The organism is Aeromonas sp. QDB54 (assembly GCF_027707385.1).
GTDB lineage: Bacteria > Pseudomonadota > Gammaproteobacteria > Enterobacterales > Aeromonadaceae > Aeromonas > Aeromonas hydrophila.
Map to the genome: position 1 here is coordinate 135,165 of NZ_JAPCIT010000005.1, position 19,216 is coordinate 154,380.

A 19,216-nucleotide genomic window follows, 5' to 3' on the forward strand; every position below is an offset into this window, starting at 1 on the left:
AAGGGCTCCCGCGGGAGCCCTTGTTGTCAGTGCTTTATAGTCTGCCGCGTTCAAGCGGCTTTCTTGCGGGTCACCCAGAGGCTCAGCCCCATGGAGGCCAGCAGGATCAGCGCGACCACGCCGAGTGCAATGCCGGTGGGGATCTTGAAGATATCCAGCAGCAGCATCTTGACCCCGATGAACATCAGGATCAGCGCCAGGCCGTATTTGAGCAGGGCGAAGCGCTCGGCCACGCCGGCCAGCAGGAAGTACATGGCACGCAGACCCATGATGGCGAAGATGTTGGAGGTCAGCACGATGAAGGGATCCGTGGTCACCGCGAAGATGGCCGGGATGCTGTCCACCGCGAAGATGAGATCGCTCACCTCCACCAGCACCAGGATCAGCAGCAACGGGGTGGCATAGCGCACACCGTCACGCCAGACGAAGAAGTTCTCCCCCTCCAGCGTCTCCGTCACCTTGAAGCGGCGGCGCATCCAGCCCAGCAGCGGGTTGTTGGCGAGATCCGGCTCCTTGTCGGCCGCCCACAGCATCTTGACCCCGGTCAGCAGCAGGAAGGCACCGAACAGGTAGAGGATCCAGTGGAACTGCTCGATGAGCCAGCTGCCCGCGAACACCATGCCGGCCCGCATCACGATGGCACCCAGTACCCCGTACAGCAGGACCCGGCGCTGCAGCTCGGCCGGAATGGCAAAGTAGCCGAACAGCATCAGCCAGACGAAGACGTTGTCCACCGCCAGCGCCTTCTCGATGAGGTAGCCGGTGAGGAATTCCAGCCCCTTCTGGTTGGCAATTTCACGGCCTGCGCTGTGATCCAGCCAGAACCAGATGGCCAGGTTGAACAAGAGCGCCACGCTGATCCAGATGAGGGACCAGATCCCTGCCTCTTTGAGCGACACCTTGTGCGCCTTGCCGCCGCCGACAAAGCGGATATCAATCCATAACAGGACCAGCACTATGCTGAAGAAACCGGCCCACATCCACCATTCACCCATGTTCACTTCTCCCAAAAACGACAAAACCCACGACCGAGAGGCGTGGGTTTGCGTTTGGAGCAGATACACCTTGCCTCTCGGCAAGGTCTCACTTACAGCCGACTTGCGTCAACTGCCCGGCTGCCGGGTGCACTGCAGGATATGGGTGCACCGTAATGACGACAAACCGGCGAGAAGTTACTCCCCTTGTTGCGCGGATAGTAACAGCGGAAAAAGATAACGCCAAGAGGCATCTTCATGCCGGCTGCAAAAAAACAGGGCGCCACCCGGGCGCCCTGTTCTGCCTGCTCATCCTTAGAGCGGATCCGCCTTGAGGCAGGAGACCGCATGGTCGAAGTTGCCCTCGAGCTGAGGCCGGGTCTTGGCACACTCAGGGCCGGCCACCGGGCAGCGGGTGCGGAACACGCAGCCTGACGGCGGGTTCATCGGCGATGGCAAATCCCCCTCCAGGATCTGGATGGTCTTGCTGCGCTCCAGATCCGGATCCGGAATGGGCACGGCCGACATCAGCGCCTTGGTATAGGGGTGCAAGGGGTTGGCGAAGATCTCCTTGCGGGTCCCCAGCTCCACCGCATTGCCCAGATACATCACCAGCACCCGATCCGAGATGTGCTTGACCACCGACAGGTCGTGGGCGATGAAGATGAGCGACAGCCCCATCTCCTTCTGGATAGCCTTGAGCAGGTTGACCACCTGGGCCTGGATGGAGACATCCAGCGCCGACACCGGCTCGTCACAGATGATCATCTTGGGCTCGAGGATCAGCGCCCGGGCGATGCCGATGCGCTGGCACTGACCGCCGGAGAACTCATGGGGGTAGCGGTTGACCAAGTTGGGCAAGAGCCCCACCTTGCTCATCATGGCCCGCACCTTCTCCTTCACCTGATCTCGGGAGAGGTCGGGATAGAAGGTGATGAGCGGCTCGGCGATGATGTCGCCGATGGTCATGCGCGGGTTGAGAGAGGCCAGCGGATCCTGGAAGATCATCTGGATCTCTTTGCGCTTCTCGCGCAGCGCCTTCTGATCGAGCTTGGTCAGATCGTTGCCCAGCCACACCACCTTGCCGTCGGTGGCTGGCACCAGGCCGATCAGCGCCCGGGCGAAGGTGGATTTGCCACAACCCGACTCGCCCACCACGCCGAGGGTCTCCCCTTCATACAGGCGCAGGGTTACCCCGTCCACCGCCTTCAGGGCGGAGGGTTTGGCCCAGGGCCAGGCCTTGTCACTCTTGATGCTGAAGTGGACCTTGAGGTCGGACACTTCCAGCAGCAGTTTCTTGTCAGTCCCCATTTAGTTCACTCCCTTGATCATGGCATCCGATACCCAGTGGCAGGCCCGCTCCCGACCGTCGTTGAACGGCGTCAGGAGCTTGGAGGATTGCTGGCCGCATATAACAGCATTCATACGCTCACCTCCTTGGCATTGATGGCATCAGACACCCAATGGCAGGCCCGCTCCCGGCCGTCGTTGAACGGCGTCAGGATCGGCGACTGCTGGCCGCAAATCTCGCTCACCCGGTGGCAGCGCTCCTGGAAGGGGCAGCCGGTGGGCAGACGCAGCAGGTTGGGCGGATTGCCCGGGATGGTGGGCAGCTCTTCCCCTTCGGTGTCGAGGCGGGGAATGGCGCGCAACAGGCCCTCGGTATAGGGGTGGCTCGGGCGATAGAAGATATCGTTGACCTTGCCGTACTCCATGGTACGACCGGCATACATCACCAGCACCTTGTCGCAAATGCCCGCTACCACGCCCAGATCGTGAGTGATCATGATGATGGCGGTGTTGAACTCGCGCTTGAGCTCGTTCATCAGGGTCATGATCTGGGCCTGCACGGTCACGTCCAGCGCGGTGGTCGGCTCGTCGGCGATCAGCAGCTGCGGCCGGCACAAGAGCGCCATGGCGATCATCACCCGCTGGCGCATGCCACCGGAAAATTCGTGAGGATACATCCCCATCCGCTTGCGCGCTTCCGGGATCTTGACCGCATCCAGCATGCGCACCGACTCTTCGAACGCTTCAGCCTTGCTGACGCCCTTGTGCAGCATCAGCACTTCCATCAGCTGATCCTTCACCTTCATGTAGGGGTTGAGCGAGGTCATGGGGTCCTGGAAGATCATGGCGATCTTCTCGGAGCGGATCTTGTTGAGCTTGTGCTCGGGCAGGTTCAGGATCTCGTCGCCCTGAAATTTGGCCGAACCGGTGATGACGCCGTTCTTGGCCAGCAGCCCCATGATGGCGAACGCGGTCTGGGATTTGCCCGAACCGGACTCGCCGACGATCCCCAGGGTCTCTCCCGCAGCGAGGGAGAAGTTGAGGTCGTTGACCGCCACCACATTGCCGTCCGGGGTCTTGAACTCGACCCGCAGATCTTTTACATCCAGTAATTTCATAAAAACTCCTTATCGATCTCTCGTGACGTTTTCCTGTCGATCCGATTCGCTGTCAGCGATGCGTGGCCGCGCTCTTGCGGGCAGCCACTTGCCGCCTTGATTAGCGATCCTTCGGATCGAGGGCGTCACGCAGACCATCCCCGAGGAAGTTGAAGCAAAACAGGGTCACCACCATGAAACCGGCGGGGAACAGGAGTTGCCAGATGGCCACTTCCATCGACTTGGAGCCTTCATCCAGCAGAGCGCCCCAGCTGGTCATGGGCTCTTGTACGCCCAGCCCCAGGAAGCTCAGGAAGGATTCGAACATGATCATGCCCGGCACCAGCAGGGTGGCGTAGACCGCCACGATACCCAGCACGTTCGGCACGATGTGACGGGTGATGATCTTCCACTTGGAGACGCCGCAGACGTGAGCCGCCTCGATGAACTCCTTGCTCTTGAGGCTCAGGGTCTGGCCTCGCACGATCCGCGCCATGTCGAGCCAGCTCACCGCGCCGATGGCGATGAAGATGAGCGCCAGGTTGCGGCCGAAGAAGGTCACCAGCATGATCACGAAGAACATGAAGGGGAAGGCGTTGAGGATCTCCAGTACCCGCATCATCAGGCTGTCGACCCGACCGCCGATGAAGCCGGAGGCCGCGCCGTAGAGGGTACCGATGATGACGGCCACCATGGCCCCCATGATGCCGACCATCAGCGAGATGCGCCCGCCGAGCAGGGTGCGCACGAACAGATCGCGCCCCAGGCTGTCGGTGCCGAACCAGTGGCCGGTTTCCATGTCCGGAGCCGCCTGCATGGCGCCCCAGTCAGGATCGTCGAAGGTGTATTGGGACAGATGCGGTCCCACGATCACCGCCAGACCTATGATGGTCAGGATGATGAGGCTAGTGAGCGCAGCCTTGTTGCGCAGGAAACGGCGACGGGCATCCTTCCACAGGGAGCGTCCTTCCACCACTTCCACTTGCTGGGCGAACGCCTCGACGGCTTCGCGTTTTTCAGTTGTGACAACCATGATGTACTCCCGACTTAGTAACGGATCTTGGGATCGATAAAGGCATAGAGAATATCGACCACGGCGTTAAAGGTGATGGTGAGGGCGCCGACCAGAATGGTCAGACCGAGCACCATGGAGTAATCACGGTTGAGGGCACCGTTGACGAACAGCTGGCCAATCCCCGGCAGGCCGAAGATGGTCTCGATCACCACGGAACCCGTGATGATGCCGACGAACGCCGGCCCCAGATAGGAGACCACCGGCAGCATGGCCGGACGCAGCGCGTGTTTGAGGATGATGTGGCGCAGCGGCAAGCCCTTGGCGCGGGCGGTGCGGATGAAGTTGGAGTTCATGGTCTCGATCATGCTGCCCCGCATGATCCGCGAGATGGCGGAGATGTAGTACATCATCATGCCGAACACCGGCAGCACCATGAATTGCACCCCGCCGCCCTGCCAGCCACCGGCCGGGAACCAGCCGAGATGGATACTGAACAGCAACACCAGCAAGGGCGCCAGCACAAATCCCGGGATCACCACCCCGGCCATGGCCGACGACATCAACAGGTAGTCGATGACGGTATTCTGTTTCAAGGCGGCAATGGTGCCGAAGGTGACCCCCAGTGTCACCGCGAACAGAAAGGCAAAAGAACCAATCTTGGCCGATACCGGCAGCGCCTGGCTCACCAGATCATTGACGGTGAAGTCCTTGTATTTGAAGGAGGGACCGAGGTCGCCCTGCACAAGGTTGCCCAGATAGGTGAGGTATTGCACGCCGATGGGCTTGTCGAGGCCATATTTGGCTTCGATGTTGGCCAGCACTTCCGGCGGCAGGGAGCGTTCGCTGGTAAAGGGGTTGCCCGGCGCGAAACGCATCATGAAGAAGGAGACGGTGATCAAGACCAGCAGAGTCGGGATCGCTTCCAGTAGACGTTTAAAAATGAATTTCAACATAGACAATTCCTGTCCTGTACTGCTTCCAAAGGGTCGCGGTTGTAATAAAGGCCCGCCATCCGGCGGGCCTGCTTTGTTATGCGACGTGTTACTTTACTCAGTGAGCAATGATGTACATGTCTTTGCTGTAGAGGTTGTCCAGCGGGTTGGCCGGGTAGCCGCCCACGTAGGACTTGACCATGCGGGAGGTCACGTACTGATAGATGGGAGCGATCGGCATGTCCTTGGCCAGGATCTCTTCGGCCTGCACATAGAGCTTGTTGCGGGCATCGGCATCCACCTGATTGCGCGACTCGTTCATCAGCTTGTCAAACGCCGGATTGGAGTATTTGCCGTCGTTGTTGCCGTGCGTGGTCTGCATCAGATCCAGCATGGAAGAGGCTTCGTTGTAGTCGGCGATCCAGCCGGCACGGCCCACATCAAACTGACCCTGCTTCTTGGTTTCCAGGTAGGTCTTCCACTCCTGGTTGACCAGGCTCACCTGCACGCCCAGCTTCTTCCACATGGAAGCCACGGCAACCGCCACCTTCTTGTGGTTGTCGTCGGTGTTGTAGAGCAGCTCGAACTTGAGCGGTTTGCCCGGGCCGAAACCGGCTTCGGTCAGCAGCTCTTTCGCCTTGGCATCGCGCTCTGCCTGGGTCAGCTTGGACCAGGCCGGTGCCACCGGCTTGAAGCCGTCCACGAAATCAGGCACCAGGGTGTAGCCCGGAGTCTCGCCCTTGCCCATCACCTTGTCGGCGATCACGTTGCGGTCGATGGCATAAGAGAGGGCGGTACGCACCCGCACGTCATCAAACGGCTTGTGCTTGAAGTTGTACTGGTAGTAGTAGGTACCCACATAGCCGCTCACCTTCACCTCGTTCGGCAGCTCTTTCTTCATCTGCTTGAAGCGCTCGATGGGCATGTTGTAGGTGAGATCCACTTCGCCGGCCAGATAGCGGTTCAGCTCGGCGTTGGTGGACTGGATCGGCAGATAGGTCACCTTGTTGATGACGGTCTTGGCGTTGTTCCAGTAGTTCGGGTTGCGCTCGACGTCGACGCGCTCGTTGACCACCCAATCCTTCAGCACATAGGCACCGTTGGATACCATGTTGCCAGGCTGGGTCCACTTGTCACCGAACTTCTCGATCACCTTCTTCGGCACCGGGTAGGTGGTGGTGTGGGAGAGCATGCTGACGAAGTAAGGCACCGCCTTCTCCAGCTGCACCTCGAAGGTGTAGTCGTCCACTGCCTTCACGCCCAGGGTGTCGGCCGCTTTCTTGCCGGCGATGATCTCGCTGGCATTGACGATGGTCGGGATCTCCAGATACCAGGAGTAGGGAGACGCCGTCTTGGGATCCACGGCCCGCTTGAAGGCGAACTCAAAATCGTGGGCTGTCACGGGATCCCCGTTGGACCACTTGGCATCTTTGCGCAGGTGGAACACGAAGTGTTTGTTGTCCTTGGTTTCCCAGGACTCGGCCATGGCGGGAAGCACTTCCCCTTTGGGGCCGGAGGCAACGAGACCTTCGAACAGGTCACGCAGAATATTGGATTCAACCGTTCCTTCGGTTTTATGCGGGTCGAGAGTGGCAGGCTCGGAGCCATTGCCTTTTACCAGCTGCTGAACGTCAGCCAGTTTGGTACCTGCGGGAACATCGGCGGCTTGTGCCGCGTTGACACCGCCGAACAGTGCTGCCACCAAGAGGGTATTAATCATTGTTTTTTTATGAGTCATTTCCATACTCCACAAGAACATTCCATGCAATTTTCCATCAACGGGACAAGTACCCCGCTGCCAGCATAATTCCCTGACATTTCTGATAATGCAATAGATATTGTCAGGCAGGACTGGACTTCATGGTCAAAAAAGCAGCTTTTAACCAATTATTCAGAATTTAAATATCGCGTGATGGACGTTTTTTATACAAACCCGCTCGATTCTAGGAAATGACCAACAAAAAAGAAACAATAAAAAGCCGGTCACGAGGACCGGCTCCAACAAAACAGACCTGAATCACATCAATCCGGGGAAGACCCCCTTGATCCCCGCCACCATGATCTCGATGCCAAGCGACATCATGATGAGACCCATGATCCGGGTGACCACGTTGATGCCGGTGTTGCCCATCACCTTGAACAGCAGGGGGGCGGCGCGGAAGATGAGCCAGGAGCAGAAGGCAAACACCATCACTACCACCGACATCCCCAGCATCTGGGACCAGGTGCTCTGGCTGGCATAGACAATAGAGGAAGAGATGGCGCCGGGGCCGGCCATCAGCGGCAGCGCCAGCGGCACCACAGCGACAGATTCCCGCGCGGCGAGCTCCCCTTTCTCCTGCTTGTTGTGCTTCACCTCCCCCAGCTTGCCCTGCAGCATGGACCAGGCGATCAGGGTGATGAGCGAGCCGCCGGCAATGCGAAACGACGCCAGCGAGATGCCGAAACCATCGAGGATCAGCTGCCCCATGTACATGGAGACCAGCAGGATGATCATCACCGCAATGTTGGCGGTGGTGTTGGTCTTCATCCGCTCTTCCGGCGTTTGATGGCTGGTCAGGCTGACAAACACCGGCAACAGGCCGAGCGGGTTGATGATCGCAAACAAACCGATGAAAAACTTCAGATATAAAGAGACGTCAATTGCTGCCATAGGCGCCATCCAGAAGTAGAACGAGGCCCTGCGGGCCACCCCGATAAACCGTGCGTAAATTTACACCATGGCCGAAACCTTCACCAATCAAATAATCTCACCCTTTCCGTGGCTTTTCAGTTAGTTCCTCTAATGTCACGACGAAATTCAACACATCTAGTTGTTAATAAAGATTGTCGCCATTTAACACTCTGATAAAATCACTTCGAGTTTTATGCGGCCACGGAGTTTTGGCGCAACATTTCATCTTCGTAAAAAAGGATTTTGTAATGATTGATACGGACATCAAGTTGCAATGGCATCTGGATTCACTGCCCACTGGCAGTGTCGCCCCGCTGCTGGGCTTCTTCGACCGGCTGCCGGTTGATCCCTACATCCAGGGCCGCTTTCGCGAACGCCGTTACGGCCGGGTTGAAAAAGAGGGCAGCCGCTTTTATCCCCTCGACAACGGCGTCTTCTTTCAGGCGGCCGCCATCAACAAGTTTTTGGGGGACGTGCCCAGAACCTATGCCGAGCTGGATCCCGCCTTCGTCGCCCACCCCACCTTTCAGCTGATGCTGGCCCGCTTTGCCCGCCATACCCGGCTGGCGGATGGCCAAGCCATCGGCATTCACCAGATGCGCATCGTCACCGGCGAAGGTGAAAGCGTGCCGCCCGCCCCGGAAGGCGTGCATCAGGACGGCTTTGATTTCATCGGGGTGTTCTTTTGTGGCAGTGACGGGGTCAGCGGCGGCGCCTTGCAGCTCTATCATGGATTAAAAGAACAACCATTTTTTCAACAACAATTAAACGCTGGCGAGTATCTAATCCTGGATGATCGCCGTTTCTATCACAATGCCGCCCCCATACTGCCCCAGGGTCCGCACCGGGGACACTGGGACGTAGTCGTGCTAACTGCTTGAAAAATGGGGCGTGAGCCCCTGTTCACGCCCCATTCATCCCGCTTCTGGCCCACTCAACAACTGCGCAACATCTGGCAAACATGTATTGTGAAACAAAATTTCTTTTGTTCTTTTGTTACACATGATCCAGATCAAGTTTTTCTGAGTCAGCCCCGCTCTATAATCGACTCAGAAAGCGATTTAGTAAGGCATGTAAATACCCCGTTGTGGTGATTCTGTTCTTGACAGGGCATCTATAATTGCCGGGCATTGCCAACGTCTTACTAAACAGTTTTCAAATCATCAGGAGATAAACATGGCAGTAACCAATATGGCTGAACTGGATGCACTGGTCGCCCGCGTCAAAGAAGCACAGCGTGAATTCGCCAGCTTCTCGCAAGAGCAGGTAGACAAGATCTTCCGTGCCGCCGCCCTGGCCGCCAGCAATGCCCGTATCCCCCTGGCCCAGATGGCCGTGGAAGAGTCCGGTATGGGTATCATCGAAGACAAGGTTATCAAGAACCACTTCGCCTCCGAATACATCTACAACAAGTACAAAGAAGAGAAGACCTGCGGCATCCTCAGTGAAGATGACGAGATGGGTACCATCACCATCGCCGAGCCGGTAGGTATCATCTGCGGTATCGTACCGACCACCAACCCGACCTCCACTGCGATCTTCAAATCACTGATCTCCCTGAAGACCCGCAACGCCATCATCTTCTCCCCGCACCCCCGTGCCAAGAACTCCACCAATACCGCTGCCAAGCTGGTACTGGATGCAGCCATTGCCGCCGGTGCACCGAAAGACATCATCGGCTGGATCGATCAACCGACCGTTGAACTCTCCAACGCCCTGATGAAGCACAACGACATCAACCTGATCCTGGCCACCGGTGGCCCGGGCATGGTGAAAGCCGCTTACTCCTCTGGCAAACCTGCCATCGGTGTAGGTGCCGGTAACGTGCCTGTTGTCATCGACGAAACTGCCGATGTGAAGCGCGCCGTCGCCTCCATCCTGATGTCCAAAACCTTCGACAACGGCGTGGTCTGTGCCTCCGAGCAAGCCGTCATCGTGGTTGACTCCATCTATGACCAGGTGAAAGAGCGTTTCGCGACTCACAACGGTTATGTGCTGACCAAAGAAGAAGCTGACAAGGTCCGCAAGGTCATCCTGATCAACGGTGCCATGAACGCCAACATCGTGGGCCAGCCGGCCACCAAGATCGCCGAAATGTCCGGCGTGACCGTGCCCCCCACCACCAAGATCCTCATCGGTGAAGGTCTGGAAGTGTGTGAAGAGGAAGAGTTCGCTCACGAGAAACTCTCCCCGACTCTGGGTATGTTCCGTGCCAAGAACTTCGAAGAAGCCGTCGAAATGGCCTGCACCATGGTCAACCTGGGCGGTATCGGCCACACCTCCGGTCTGTACACCGACCAGGATCGTAACGCCGACCGCATCAAGTACTTCGGCGACAAGATGAAGACTGCCCGTATCCTGATCAACACCCCGACCACCCAGGGTGGTATCGGTGACCTGTACAACTTTGCCATCGCACCGTCCTTGACGCTGGGTTGCGGTTCCTGGGGTGGTAACTCCATCTCCGAAAACGTGGGTCCCAAGCACCTGATCAACAAGAAGACAGTCGCAAAACGGGCAGAAAATATGCTGTGGCACAAACTTCCGAAATCCATCTACTTCCGTCGTGGTTCCCTGCCGATCGCCCTGGGCGACCTGGAAGGTAAAAAACGCGCACTGGTCGTGACCGACCGCTTCCTGTTCAACAACGGCTACGCCGACGAAGTGGTTCGTCTGCTCAAGGGCCTGAAGATGGAAGTGGAAGTGTTCTACGAAGTAGAAGCCGACCCGACCCTGTCTGTAGTACGCAAAGGCGCCGAGATGGCCCATTCCTTCAAGCCGGACGTGATCGTCGCGCTGGGCGGTGGTTCACCGATGGATGCGGCCAAGATCATGTGGGTGATGTACGAGCACCCGGAAACCGCGTTCGAAGATCTGGCCATGCGCTTCATGGACATCCGCAAGCGTATCTACAAGTTCCCGAAAATGGGCGTGAAGGCCGAACTGGTCTGTATCACCACCACTTCCGGTACCGGTTCTGAAGTGACTCCGTTTGCGGTCGTGACCGACGACGCCACCGGCATGAAATACCCGCTGGCCGACTACGAGCTGACCCCGAACATGGCCATCGTCGATGCCAACCTGGTCATGGGCATGCCCAAATCCCTGTGTGCCTTCGGCGGTATCGATGCCGTGACTCACGCCATGGAAGCCTACGTTTCCGTACTGGCCAACGAGTACTCCGACGGTCAGGCGCTGCAAGCCCTGAAACTGCTCAAAGAGTACCTGCCGTCCAGCTACCAGAACGGTGCCAACGACCCGGTTGCTCGCGAAAAAGTGCACAACGCCGCCACCATCGCCGGTATCGCGTTCGCCAACGCCTTCCTGGGTGTGTGCCACTCCATGGCTCACAAACTGGGTGCTGAATTCCACATTCCGCACGGTCTGGCCAACGCCCTGCTGATCAGCAACGTGATCCGCTACAACGCCAACGACAACCCGACCAAGCAGACTGCGTTCTCCCAGTACGACCGTCCGCAGGCTCGTCGTCGCTACGCCGAAGTGGCCGACCACCTGGGTCTGACTGCCGCCGGTGACCGTACCGCAGCCAAGATCGAGAAGCTGCTGGTATGGCTGGATGAGCTGAAAGCCACTCTGGGTATCCCGGCCTCCATCCGTGAAGCCGGCGTGTCTGAAGCTGACTTCCTGGCCAAGGTTGACCAGCTGGCCGTGGAAGCCTTCGATGACCAGTGCACCGGCGCCAACCCGCGCTACCCGCTGATCAGCGAGCTGAAAGCCATCCTGCTGGACACCTACTACGGCCGTCCCTTCACCGAAGACGCTCAGGTAGCGGCCAAGGTAGAAGCCAAGGTTGAAGGCAAGAAGAAGTCCAAAGCCTGATAAGCTGAACCGACTCGAGAGCCCGCGCACATGCGCGGGCTTTTTTGTTTGTCTATCTGCTTAATTTTGCTAGCTTGTTGATAGGCATTCATGAAATGCGAGCTAGCGTATGGCGCTGATACAAGCCTCCATCGAGCAGTTGCGGGTAGGTCACTACATCCATCTCCCCACGGGATGGACCAACCACCCTTTTATGTTCAATGCATTCAAGATCAAGGATCAGCAGCAGCTCGACATCATTCGCCATCTCGATCTCAGCTTGCTGATGGTGGATCCCGACAAGAGCGACCTGCCTATCGAACCCATCTTGCGTGGTGACATTCCTTCCGCCGGGCCTGACCTCTCGATCATCGAAGAGCTGGTGGAGAGCGGCCCTGCCCCGTTTGATGAGAAAGCCTTTCGCCGCTCCCTGCGCGCCGCCGACAAGGCCTTCGGCCAATCCATGTCCGAGCTGCGCGATGCACTGGGGGCACTCAACCTCAAGCCGGACGAAGGGCTCGCCAACACGGCGCAGATAGTACGCAACGCCGCCGCCCGCATCAGTGCCCACGAAGGCCCGCTCGGCCTGCACCTCATTCGCAGCCCGCACACCGACATCCTGCTGCAGCACAGCCTGAACGTGGCCTTCATCGCCATGCTGATGGCCCGCGAGCTCGGCATGAACCCCATTGAAATCGAAGAGACCGGGCTGGCCGGCCTGGTGCACGACATCGGCGAGCTGAAGATCCCGACCCAGATCACCCAGAAACGGGGGGAGCTCAACAAGTCGGAGCAAAACTTCCTCAACATGCACCCCCAGTACGGGCTGGAGATGCTGACCCAGTTGCAGGCCTTCGAGCCCAAGATCCGCCAGGTGGCCCATCTGCATCATGAGCGCCTCGACGGCAGCGGCTTTCCGCTCGGCATCAAGGGGGGCGAGATCCCGCCGCTGGCGCGGATCATCGGGCTGGTGGATTACTATGACGAGCTGCTGCACCCGCGCAACAGCGCCACGCCGGCGGCGCCGAGCCAGGCCATCAGCCAGCTCTACAAGCTGTCGCAGAAGAAATTCGACCAGGATCTGGTCAAGCTGCTGATCAAGGTGCTGGGGGTCTATCCGCCCGGTTCGCTGGTGATGCTCTCAGACGACTCGGTGGCGCTGGTGCTCTCCACCGAGCCCACCATGCCGCTCAAGCCCAAGGTGCTGCCCTACATCAAGGCGCAGCGGCCGGAAGGGGTAGCGATGATCGACCTGCGGGAAGATGAGCGCACTATCAAATCATTTATCAAGCAGGAAGAGCTGGATGAGGGGCAACGGCTGTTTTTCAACCTGACCCGACGCTTCTGTTACTATTTTGCCTTCTGAGTTATCCCCAGAAGCTGGGGATAACTCATTGGACAAACCTGAATAATCACTCGATTGCCCGCAAAATTGTTCGCCATCCACCATGGATAAAAAACGCCCAGCCAAGGGGCCGGGCGGAGCATGCCACCTCCGTGTGGCGTATCCAACGGATACATTCATGCTCCATCCAGCAATATCAACCCTTGGGCGATTACACAAATATCAATTTAACATGCTGATTTAATATGGTTTTATTTCACGTTTCTGGCACACTGCGGCCGCAATCCCGCCCTGGCGCCCCGCAGAACAGGATCCTGATCACATTTATTCAAGGTTGCCGCTTTTTTCGGCACGGACTCTGAGGAACGTTTTTTATGCAGTTGGTCCTCTCCCTGCTTCAACAGATGAGCGTCAGCCTGGTCATCGCTTACCTCTTTTCCAAGAGTCCGCTGCTGCGTCCGCTGGCCAACTACTCGGTCAGACTGCCTCACAAGGTGCTCATCTACATTACCTTCTCCTGCTTCTGCATTCTCGGCACCTACGTGGGGCTGGACATCGACGACGCCATCGCCAATACCCGCGCCGTCGGCGCCGTGCTGGGCGGGCTGCTGGGGGGGCCGCTGGTGGGCTTTCTGGTGGGGCTGACCGGCGGCCTGCACCGCTATACCCTGGGCGGCTTCACCGATCTCGCCTGTGCCATCTCCACCACCTGCGAGGGGCTGCTGGGCGGGCTGGTGCACTGGCGGCTGATGCGGGCGGGCAAGATGGATGCGCTGTTCGAGCCGCGCATCGCCTTCTTCACCACCCTCTACGCCGAGATCATGCAGATGGTGATCATCCTGCTGGTGGCCACGCCATTCGATAAATCCCTGCTGCTGGTGCGTACCATCGCCACCCCGATGATCCTGGCCAACTCCTGCGGCGCCGCGCTCTTCATCAGCATGATCCGCGACCAGCAGCAGATGTACGAGAAGTTCTCCCGGGTCTTCTCCGCCAAGGCGCTCAATATCGCCAACCGCACCGTCGGCATCATGAGCCAGGGCTTCACCCCAGAGGCCAGCCACAAGATTGCCCGCATCATCCAGGAGGAGACCGGGGTGGGCGCCGTCGCCATCACGGATACCGACAAGATCCTCGCCTTCATCGGCATCGGCGAGGATCACCACCAGCCTGGCACCCCCATCACCTCGGCCATCACCATGCAGGCCATCGCCCGCAACAAGGTGCTGTTTGCCGACGGCAACAGCCAGCCCTACCGCTGCAGCATCTCGCCCCAGTGCCAGCTCGGCTCGGTGCTGGTGATCCCGCTGCACGGCGACGAGGGGGTGATCGGCACCATCAAGCTCTATGAGCCCAAGAAGCGGCTGTTTCTCAAGATCAACCACACCCTGGGAGAAGGGATTGCCAACCTGCTCTCCCAGCAGTTGCTGACCGGCCGGCTGGAGCAGCAGCAGCGACTGCTGGTGCAATCCGAGCTCAAGCTGGTGCAGGCCCAGATCAATCCCCACTTTCTGTTCAACACCCTCAACACCATCAGCGCCATCACCCGGCGCGAACCGGAGCGGGCGCGCCAACTGCTGCTGCACCTCTCCCTGTTCTTTCGCAAGAACCTCAAGCGCCAGAGCGGCCTGGCCACTCTGCAGGAGGAGCAGGAGCACTGCCAATCCTATCTGGAGATCGAGCTGGCCCGCTTTGGCGATCGACTGACCGTACAAAACGAGATCCCGCCGACCCTCGCCGACCTCAAGCTACCGAGCTTCACCCTGCAGCCCCTCATCGAGAACGCCATCAAGCACGGCATCTCCACCCTGCTGGAGCAGGGGCACATTCGCCTCTACACCGAGCAGACGGCAGAGCGGGTCACCATCCACGTGGAGGACAATGCCGGCACCTGGCAGGAGAAACCGGCCGGCGACGGGCTCGGCATGACCTTGGTGGACCGGCGCCTCAAGAGCGCCTTCGGCAACCGCTATGGCCTGAGCGTCAGTTGCGAGCCCGACTGCTGGACCCGGGTCTCCGTCACCCTGCCAAGGGAATTGCCATGATCCGGCCGCCGTCCCACACCATCTTCACTCACTACCCCAGCCACGCAGGAGAACCCCATGATCCGCACCCTCATCGTCGATGACGAGCTTTACGCCCGCGAGGAGCTGATGCAGCACCTGGCCGCCGAGCCCGATATCGAACTGCTGGGGGCGGCCGCCAATGCCATCGAGGCGCTGCCGCTTATTCAGCGGCTCAAACCCGACGTGGTGTTTCTCGATATCCAGATGCCCAAACTCAGCGGCATGGAGCTGGTGGCCATGCTCGATCCCCTGCCCCGCATCGTCTTCGTCACCGCCTTTGACGAATACGCCATCCAGGCATTCGAGGAGAACGCCTTCGACTACCTGCTCAAACCGGTGGAGCCGGCCCGCCTCGCCAAGACGCTGGCGCGGCTCAGGCAAGATCTCAGCCCCCAACCCATGACGGCGCTCGCCCCCGCCATTCGCCACATCCCGGGCTACCTGCACAACCGGGTACGGCTGCTGCCCATCGAGCAGGTGGAGTACGCCTTCTCCGATCTCGGCGGGGTGCACGTGGCGAGCCAGGGCGAGCTGTTCCACACCCAGCTCACCCTCAAATCCCTGGAGGAGAAGACCCCGCTGCTGCGCTGCCACCGCCAATATCTGGTGGCCCCGGCCGCCATCTTCGAGATCCGGCTGCTGGAGAACCAGCTGGCGGAGATAGTGACGCCGAGCGGCGCCCAGGTGCCGATCAGCCGCCGTTACCTGAAGGAGTTGAAGGAGATGCTGGGGCTGGAGTAAGCCCCACGATGTGAGCCGGATCACGAGCGCCGACCGCTCGGTCCGCCATATGACCGCTCATGCCGTTTCACCTGCCGTTAACAGAGCAAGTCCCTACACTGGCCGCGCACACCCAACAATAACAAAGCAGGAGCGTAGCAATGATCTGGTTCTTCCTCTGTGTCGGCTTACTTGTGGCCGGCTATTTCGTATACGGCAAATTCATCGAACGGATATTTGGCCCCAAGCCGGAGCTGAAAACCCCCGCCATCACCATGGCGGACGGGGTGGACTATGTCCCCATGTCGGACAAGAAGGTCTATCTGGTTCAGCTGCTCAACATCGCCGGCGTCGGCCCCATCTTCGGCCCCATCCTGGGCGCCCTCTACGGTCCGGTCGCCATGCTCTGGATCGTGTTCGGCTGCATCTTCGCCGGTGCGGTGCACGACTACTTCTCCGGCATGCTGTCGGTGCGCGCCAAGGGCGCCTCGGTGCCGACCGTGGTCGGCGAACACCTCGGCACCACCGCCAAGCACTTCATGAACCTGTTCGCCGTGGTGTTGTTGATGCTGGTGGGCGTGGTGTTCGTACTGAGCCCGGCTGGCCTTCTGGCCAACCTCACCTCAACCGATCTGGTCTACTGGATTGCGGCCATCTTCGCCTACTACATCCTGGCGACCATAGTCCCCATCGACAAGATCATCGGCCGTTTCTACCCCATCTTCGGCGCCCTGCTGGTGTTCATGTCGGTCGGTCTCATCATCGGCCTCATCGTCTCCGGCAAAGGCTTCTACAACACCGGGATGGATTTCTCCAACCTGCACCCAACCGAGCTGCCGCTGTGGCCGCTGTTGTTCATCACCATCGCCTGCGGCGCCGTGTCGGGCTTCCACGCCACCCAGTCACCGCTGATGGCGCGCTGCATGCAAAACGAGAGCTCCGGCCGTTTCATCTTCTACGGCGCCATGATTGGTGAAGGGATCATCGCCCTCATCTGGTGCACCCTGGGTCTCTCCTTCTACGACAGCACCGAGGCGCTCAACGCCACCCTGGCCAGCGGCGGCCCCTCTGCCGTGGTGCACGAGGTCTCCACCAGCCTGCTTGGCACCGTGGGCGGCATCCTCGCCATCCTCGGCGTGGTGATCCTGCCCATCACCTCCGGTGACACCGCGTTTCGCAGTGCCCGCCTCATCGTCGCGGACTTCCTGAAACTGACCCAGAAGCCCATGGCCAAGCGACTGCTGATCGCCATCCCCATGTTCATCCTCGGTTTCATCATCTCCAAGGCCGAATTCGGGGTGATCTGGCGCTACTTCGGCTGGGCCAACCAGACCACTGCGGTGATGATGCTGTGGGCGGCGGCGGCCTACCTCGCCAAAGAGGGCAAGCTGCACTGGGTCTGCACCATTCCCGCCATGTTCATGACCGCCGTGGTGTTCACCTACCTGGCCAACGCCCCCATCGGGTTCGGGCTGGAGATGGACGTCTCCACCATGATTGGATTGGCCAGCACTCTGATCGTCACGGTGGCCTTCCTGGTGAAATTCAGGCCCGCGCTGATCAACAAGCCCAACGAAAGTTGATCCACGCCAACCATGTCAAAAAAGGAGCCATAAAGGCTCCTTTTTTTGCTGCTCATCTCATCGCACTAATGCCATACTCGTCCCGTAAGTTCTTGTCATGGATACGACTTTACGGACTTGCCCCCAATAACATCAGCGTCTGTTTTGACGACTTGGAAACCACTTAAGCTTCAGTACAACAAAACAACTTAATATTTCGGGCCCGACAGGAGGGAAATCAGGTGGCTGACTGCCTTGCAGAGCCCTGTTCCCAATGACAATGCGGTGCGTCAAGCCAGCGGAGGCGTAAATGGCACTCGATTATTTTGCTCTTGGTCTGCTTTTTTTTGTGGGTTTGGTCATTTTTTATGGGGTCATCGTCATTCACGACATTCCCTATGAAATAGCCAAGCATCGTCAGCACCCCCATCAGGATGCCATTCACGTGGCCGGCTGGGTCAGTCTGTTTACCTTGCACGTGCTGTGGCCCTTCCTCTGGATCTGGGCCACCCTCTATCGTCCCGAGCGGGGCTGGGGGTTCAATCAGCGGCTGCAGCAGGATGAAGAGGATATTCAGCAGCTCAAACAGGAGCTGGCCGACCTCAAAACCCGTCTCAACACCATCGAACAGACCGAGCAACAGGGATAAATCATGGACCTGCTACTGATCCTGACCTACACGGCCATCTGCGTGGCCATCTTCAAAATCTTCCGTATCCCGCTCAACAAGTGGACCGTGCCCACCGCCGTACTGGGCGGCGTGCTGATCATCGGCACCCTGATCATGCTGATGAACTACAACCATCCCTACTCCGAGATGGCGCGCAACTACTATGTCTCCACCCCGATCGTGCCGCTGGTCAAGGGCCGGGTCATCGAGGTGCCGGTACAGGCCAACCAGCCGGTGAAGAAGGGCGACGTGCTGTTTCGCCTGGATGCCGCCCCCTTCCAGCTGAAGGCAGATAGCCTGACGGCGCGAGTTGAATCCAACCGCAACCACCTCAAGTCCATCAAGGCCAGGTTGCGCTCCGCCAAGCTCGACCGGGATCGCGCCAGCGATCTGATGCGTCGCGGCGTAGGCAAGCAGCGCGACCTCGACGTCACCCAGGCCAACGTGGACGACATCGTGGCCCAGATCGAGCAGCAACAGGCAACGCTGGAAGATCTGCAGGCCCAGCTTGACGAGGCCAAATATCAGGTCGCGCAGACCGTGGTCTATGCCCCGAGCAACGGTCACGTAGTGCAGCTGGCCTTGCGCCCCGGCATGATAGCCACCCCCTACATGTATCGCCCGGTGATGACCTTCATTCACGAGGATGAGAACGCCTATGTAGGCTGGTTCTGGCAGAACAGCATGCAGCGCCTGGCGGTGGGCGATGAGGCCGAGGTGGTGATCGACGGCATCCCCGGCAAGATCTTCCAAGGCAAGGTGACCGCCGTGATCCCGGCCATCGCCGCAGGCAATGTGCAGGCCAACGCCGGCCTGCTGGATCAGACCAGTGCCGTGCGGCCGGGCCGCCTGCCGGTGCTCATCTCCATCACCGACCCCGAGTGGGCCAAGTATCAGGTGATCGCCGGGGCCAGCGGCCAAGCCGCCATCTACACCAAGCACTTCCACCATGTCTCGGTGATGCGCAAGGTGCTGCTGCGCATGGCCAGCTGGATGAACTACGTCTTCCCCTTCCACTAAGCGAAGACGTCATCGCCAGCGGGCCGGCACCA

General features: G+C 59.2%; 15 protein-coding genes and 1 pseudogene. 8 read left to right on the forward strand and 8 right to left on the reverse strand.

The annotated features are described in order from the left end of the window. Positions 1-50 precede the first annotated feature (50 nt). The 8 genes and pseudogenes from PG881_RS06770 to PG881_RS06805 all read right to left on the reverse strand — a co-directional run bounded on the left by PG881_RS06770 (position 51) and on the right by PG881_RS06805 (position 7,961). Positions 51-995, reverse strand: coding sequence for a TerC family protein (locus PG881_RS06770; RefSeq protein WP_043119135.1), 945 nt, complete (start codon positions 993-995; stop codon positions 51-53). 294 nt (positions 996-1,289) lie between these two features. Further along, a complete protein-coding gene (gene oppF, locus PG881_RS06775) occupies positions 1,290-2,285 on the reverse strand; it encodes a murein tripeptide/oligopeptide ABC transporter ATP binding protein OppF (RefSeq protein WP_011706426.1) in 996 nt (331 codons plus the stop codon). Continuing rightward, positions 2,286-2,390: pseudogene (locus tag PG881_RS06780) on the reverse strand (oligopeptide transporter ATP-binding component); the annotation flags it as partial. Positions 2,391-2,395: 5 nt separating this feature from the next. Continuing rightward, complete coding sequence (locus PG881_RS06785; RefSeq protein ID WP_076360984.1) at positions 2,396-3,382, reverse strand: ABC transporter ATP-binding protein; 987 nt, start codon at positions 3,380-3,382, stop codon at positions 2,396-2,398. 100 nt (positions 3,383-3,482) lie between these two features. Next, complete coding sequence (gene oppC / locus PG881_RS06790) at positions 3,483-4,394, reverse strand: oligopeptide ABC transporter permease OppC (RefSeq protein ID WP_011706428.1); 912 nt, start codon at positions 4,392-4,394, stop codon at positions 3,483-3,485. Between the two features lie 14 nt (positions 4,395-4,408). Next, positions 4,409-5,329 (reverse strand): oligopeptide ABC transporter permease OppB, encoded by a 921-nt coding sequence (gene oppB, locus PG881_RS06795; protein WP_011706429.1) that lies wholly within the window; start codon positions 5,327-5,329, stop codon positions 4,409-4,411. 97 nt (positions 5,330-5,426) lie between these two features. Further along, positions 5,427-7,046 (reverse strand): ABC transporter substrate-binding protein, encoded by a 1,620-nt coding sequence (locus tag PG881_RS06800; RefSeq protein WP_011706430.1) that lies wholly within the window; start codon positions 7,044-7,046, stop codon positions 5,427-5,429. A 279-nt stretch (positions 7,047-7,325) separates the two neighbouring features. Beyond that, positions 7,326-7,961 carry a YchE family NAAT transporter gene (locus tag PG881_RS06805; RefSeq protein WP_016351085.1) on the reverse strand — a complete coding sequence of 212 codons (636 nt, stop codon included), beginning with the start codon at positions 7,959-7,961 and terminating at the stop codon, positions 7,326-7,328. Between the two features lie 269 nt (positions 7,962-8,230). On the opposite strand from PG881_RS06805, the gene PG881_RS06810 reads away from it, so the two are divergent. The 8 genes from PG881_RS06810 (at position 8,231) to PG881_RS06845 (ending at position 19,184) form a co-directional block, all read left to right on the forward strand. Then, the gene (locus PG881_RS06810; RefSeq protein ID WP_264098523.1) at positions 8,231-8,863 is read left to right on the forward strand and encodes a 2OG-Fe dioxygenase family protein; all 633 of its coding nucleotides are present in this window, start codon (positions 8,231-8,233) and stop codon (positions 8,861-8,863) included. A 295-nt stretch (positions 8,864-9,158) separates the two neighbouring features. Next, complete coding sequence (adhE, locus tag PG881_RS06815; RefSeq protein ID WP_016351087.1) at positions 9,159-11,822, forward strand: bifunctional acetaldehyde-CoA/alcohol dehydrogenase; 2,664 nt, start codon at positions 9,159-9,161, stop codon at positions 11,820-11,822. A 109-nt stretch (positions 11,823-11,931) separates the two neighbouring features. Then, positions 11,932-13,167 (forward strand): HD-GYP domain-containing protein, encoded by a 1,236-nt coding sequence (locus PG881_RS06820; RefSeq protein ID WP_011706434.1) that lies wholly within the window; start codon positions 11,932-11,934, stop codon positions 13,165-13,167. 353 nt (positions 13,168-13,520) lie between these two features. Then, positions 13,521-15,191 (forward strand): sensor histidine kinase, encoded by a 1,671-nt coding sequence (locus tag PG881_RS06825; protein WP_029300376.1) that lies wholly within the window; start codon positions 13,521-13,523, stop codon positions 15,189-15,191. Positions 15,192-15,248: 57 nt separating this feature from the next. After that, positions 15,249-15,953, forward strand: coding sequence for a two-component system response regulator BtsR (gene btsR / locus PG881_RS06830; protein ID WP_118880962.1), 705 nt, complete (start codon positions 15,249-15,251; stop codon positions 15,951-15,953). A 140-nt stretch (positions 15,954-16,093) separates the two neighbouring features. Continuing rightward, the gene (locus tag PG881_RS06835; protein ID WP_264098524.1) at positions 16,094-17,515 is read left to right on the forward strand and encodes a carbon starvation CstA family protein; all 1,422 of its coding nucleotides are present in this window, start codon (positions 16,094-16,096) and stop codon (positions 17,513-17,515) included. A 289-nt stretch (positions 17,516-17,804) separates the two neighbouring features. Further along, positions 17,805-18,143 carry a DUF3302 domain-containing protein gene (locus PG881_RS06840; protein ID WP_017408083.1) on the forward strand — a complete coding sequence of 113 codons (339 nt, stop codon included), beginning with the start codon at positions 17,805-17,807 and terminating at the stop codon, positions 18,141-18,143. Between the two features lie 3 nt (positions 18,144-18,146). Next, positions 18,147-19,184, forward strand: coding sequence for an HlyD family secretion protein (locus tag PG881_RS06845; protein ID WP_264098525.1), 1,038 nt, complete (start codon positions 18,147-18,149; stop codon positions 19,182-19,184). Positions 19,185-19,216 lie beyond the last annotated feature (32 nt).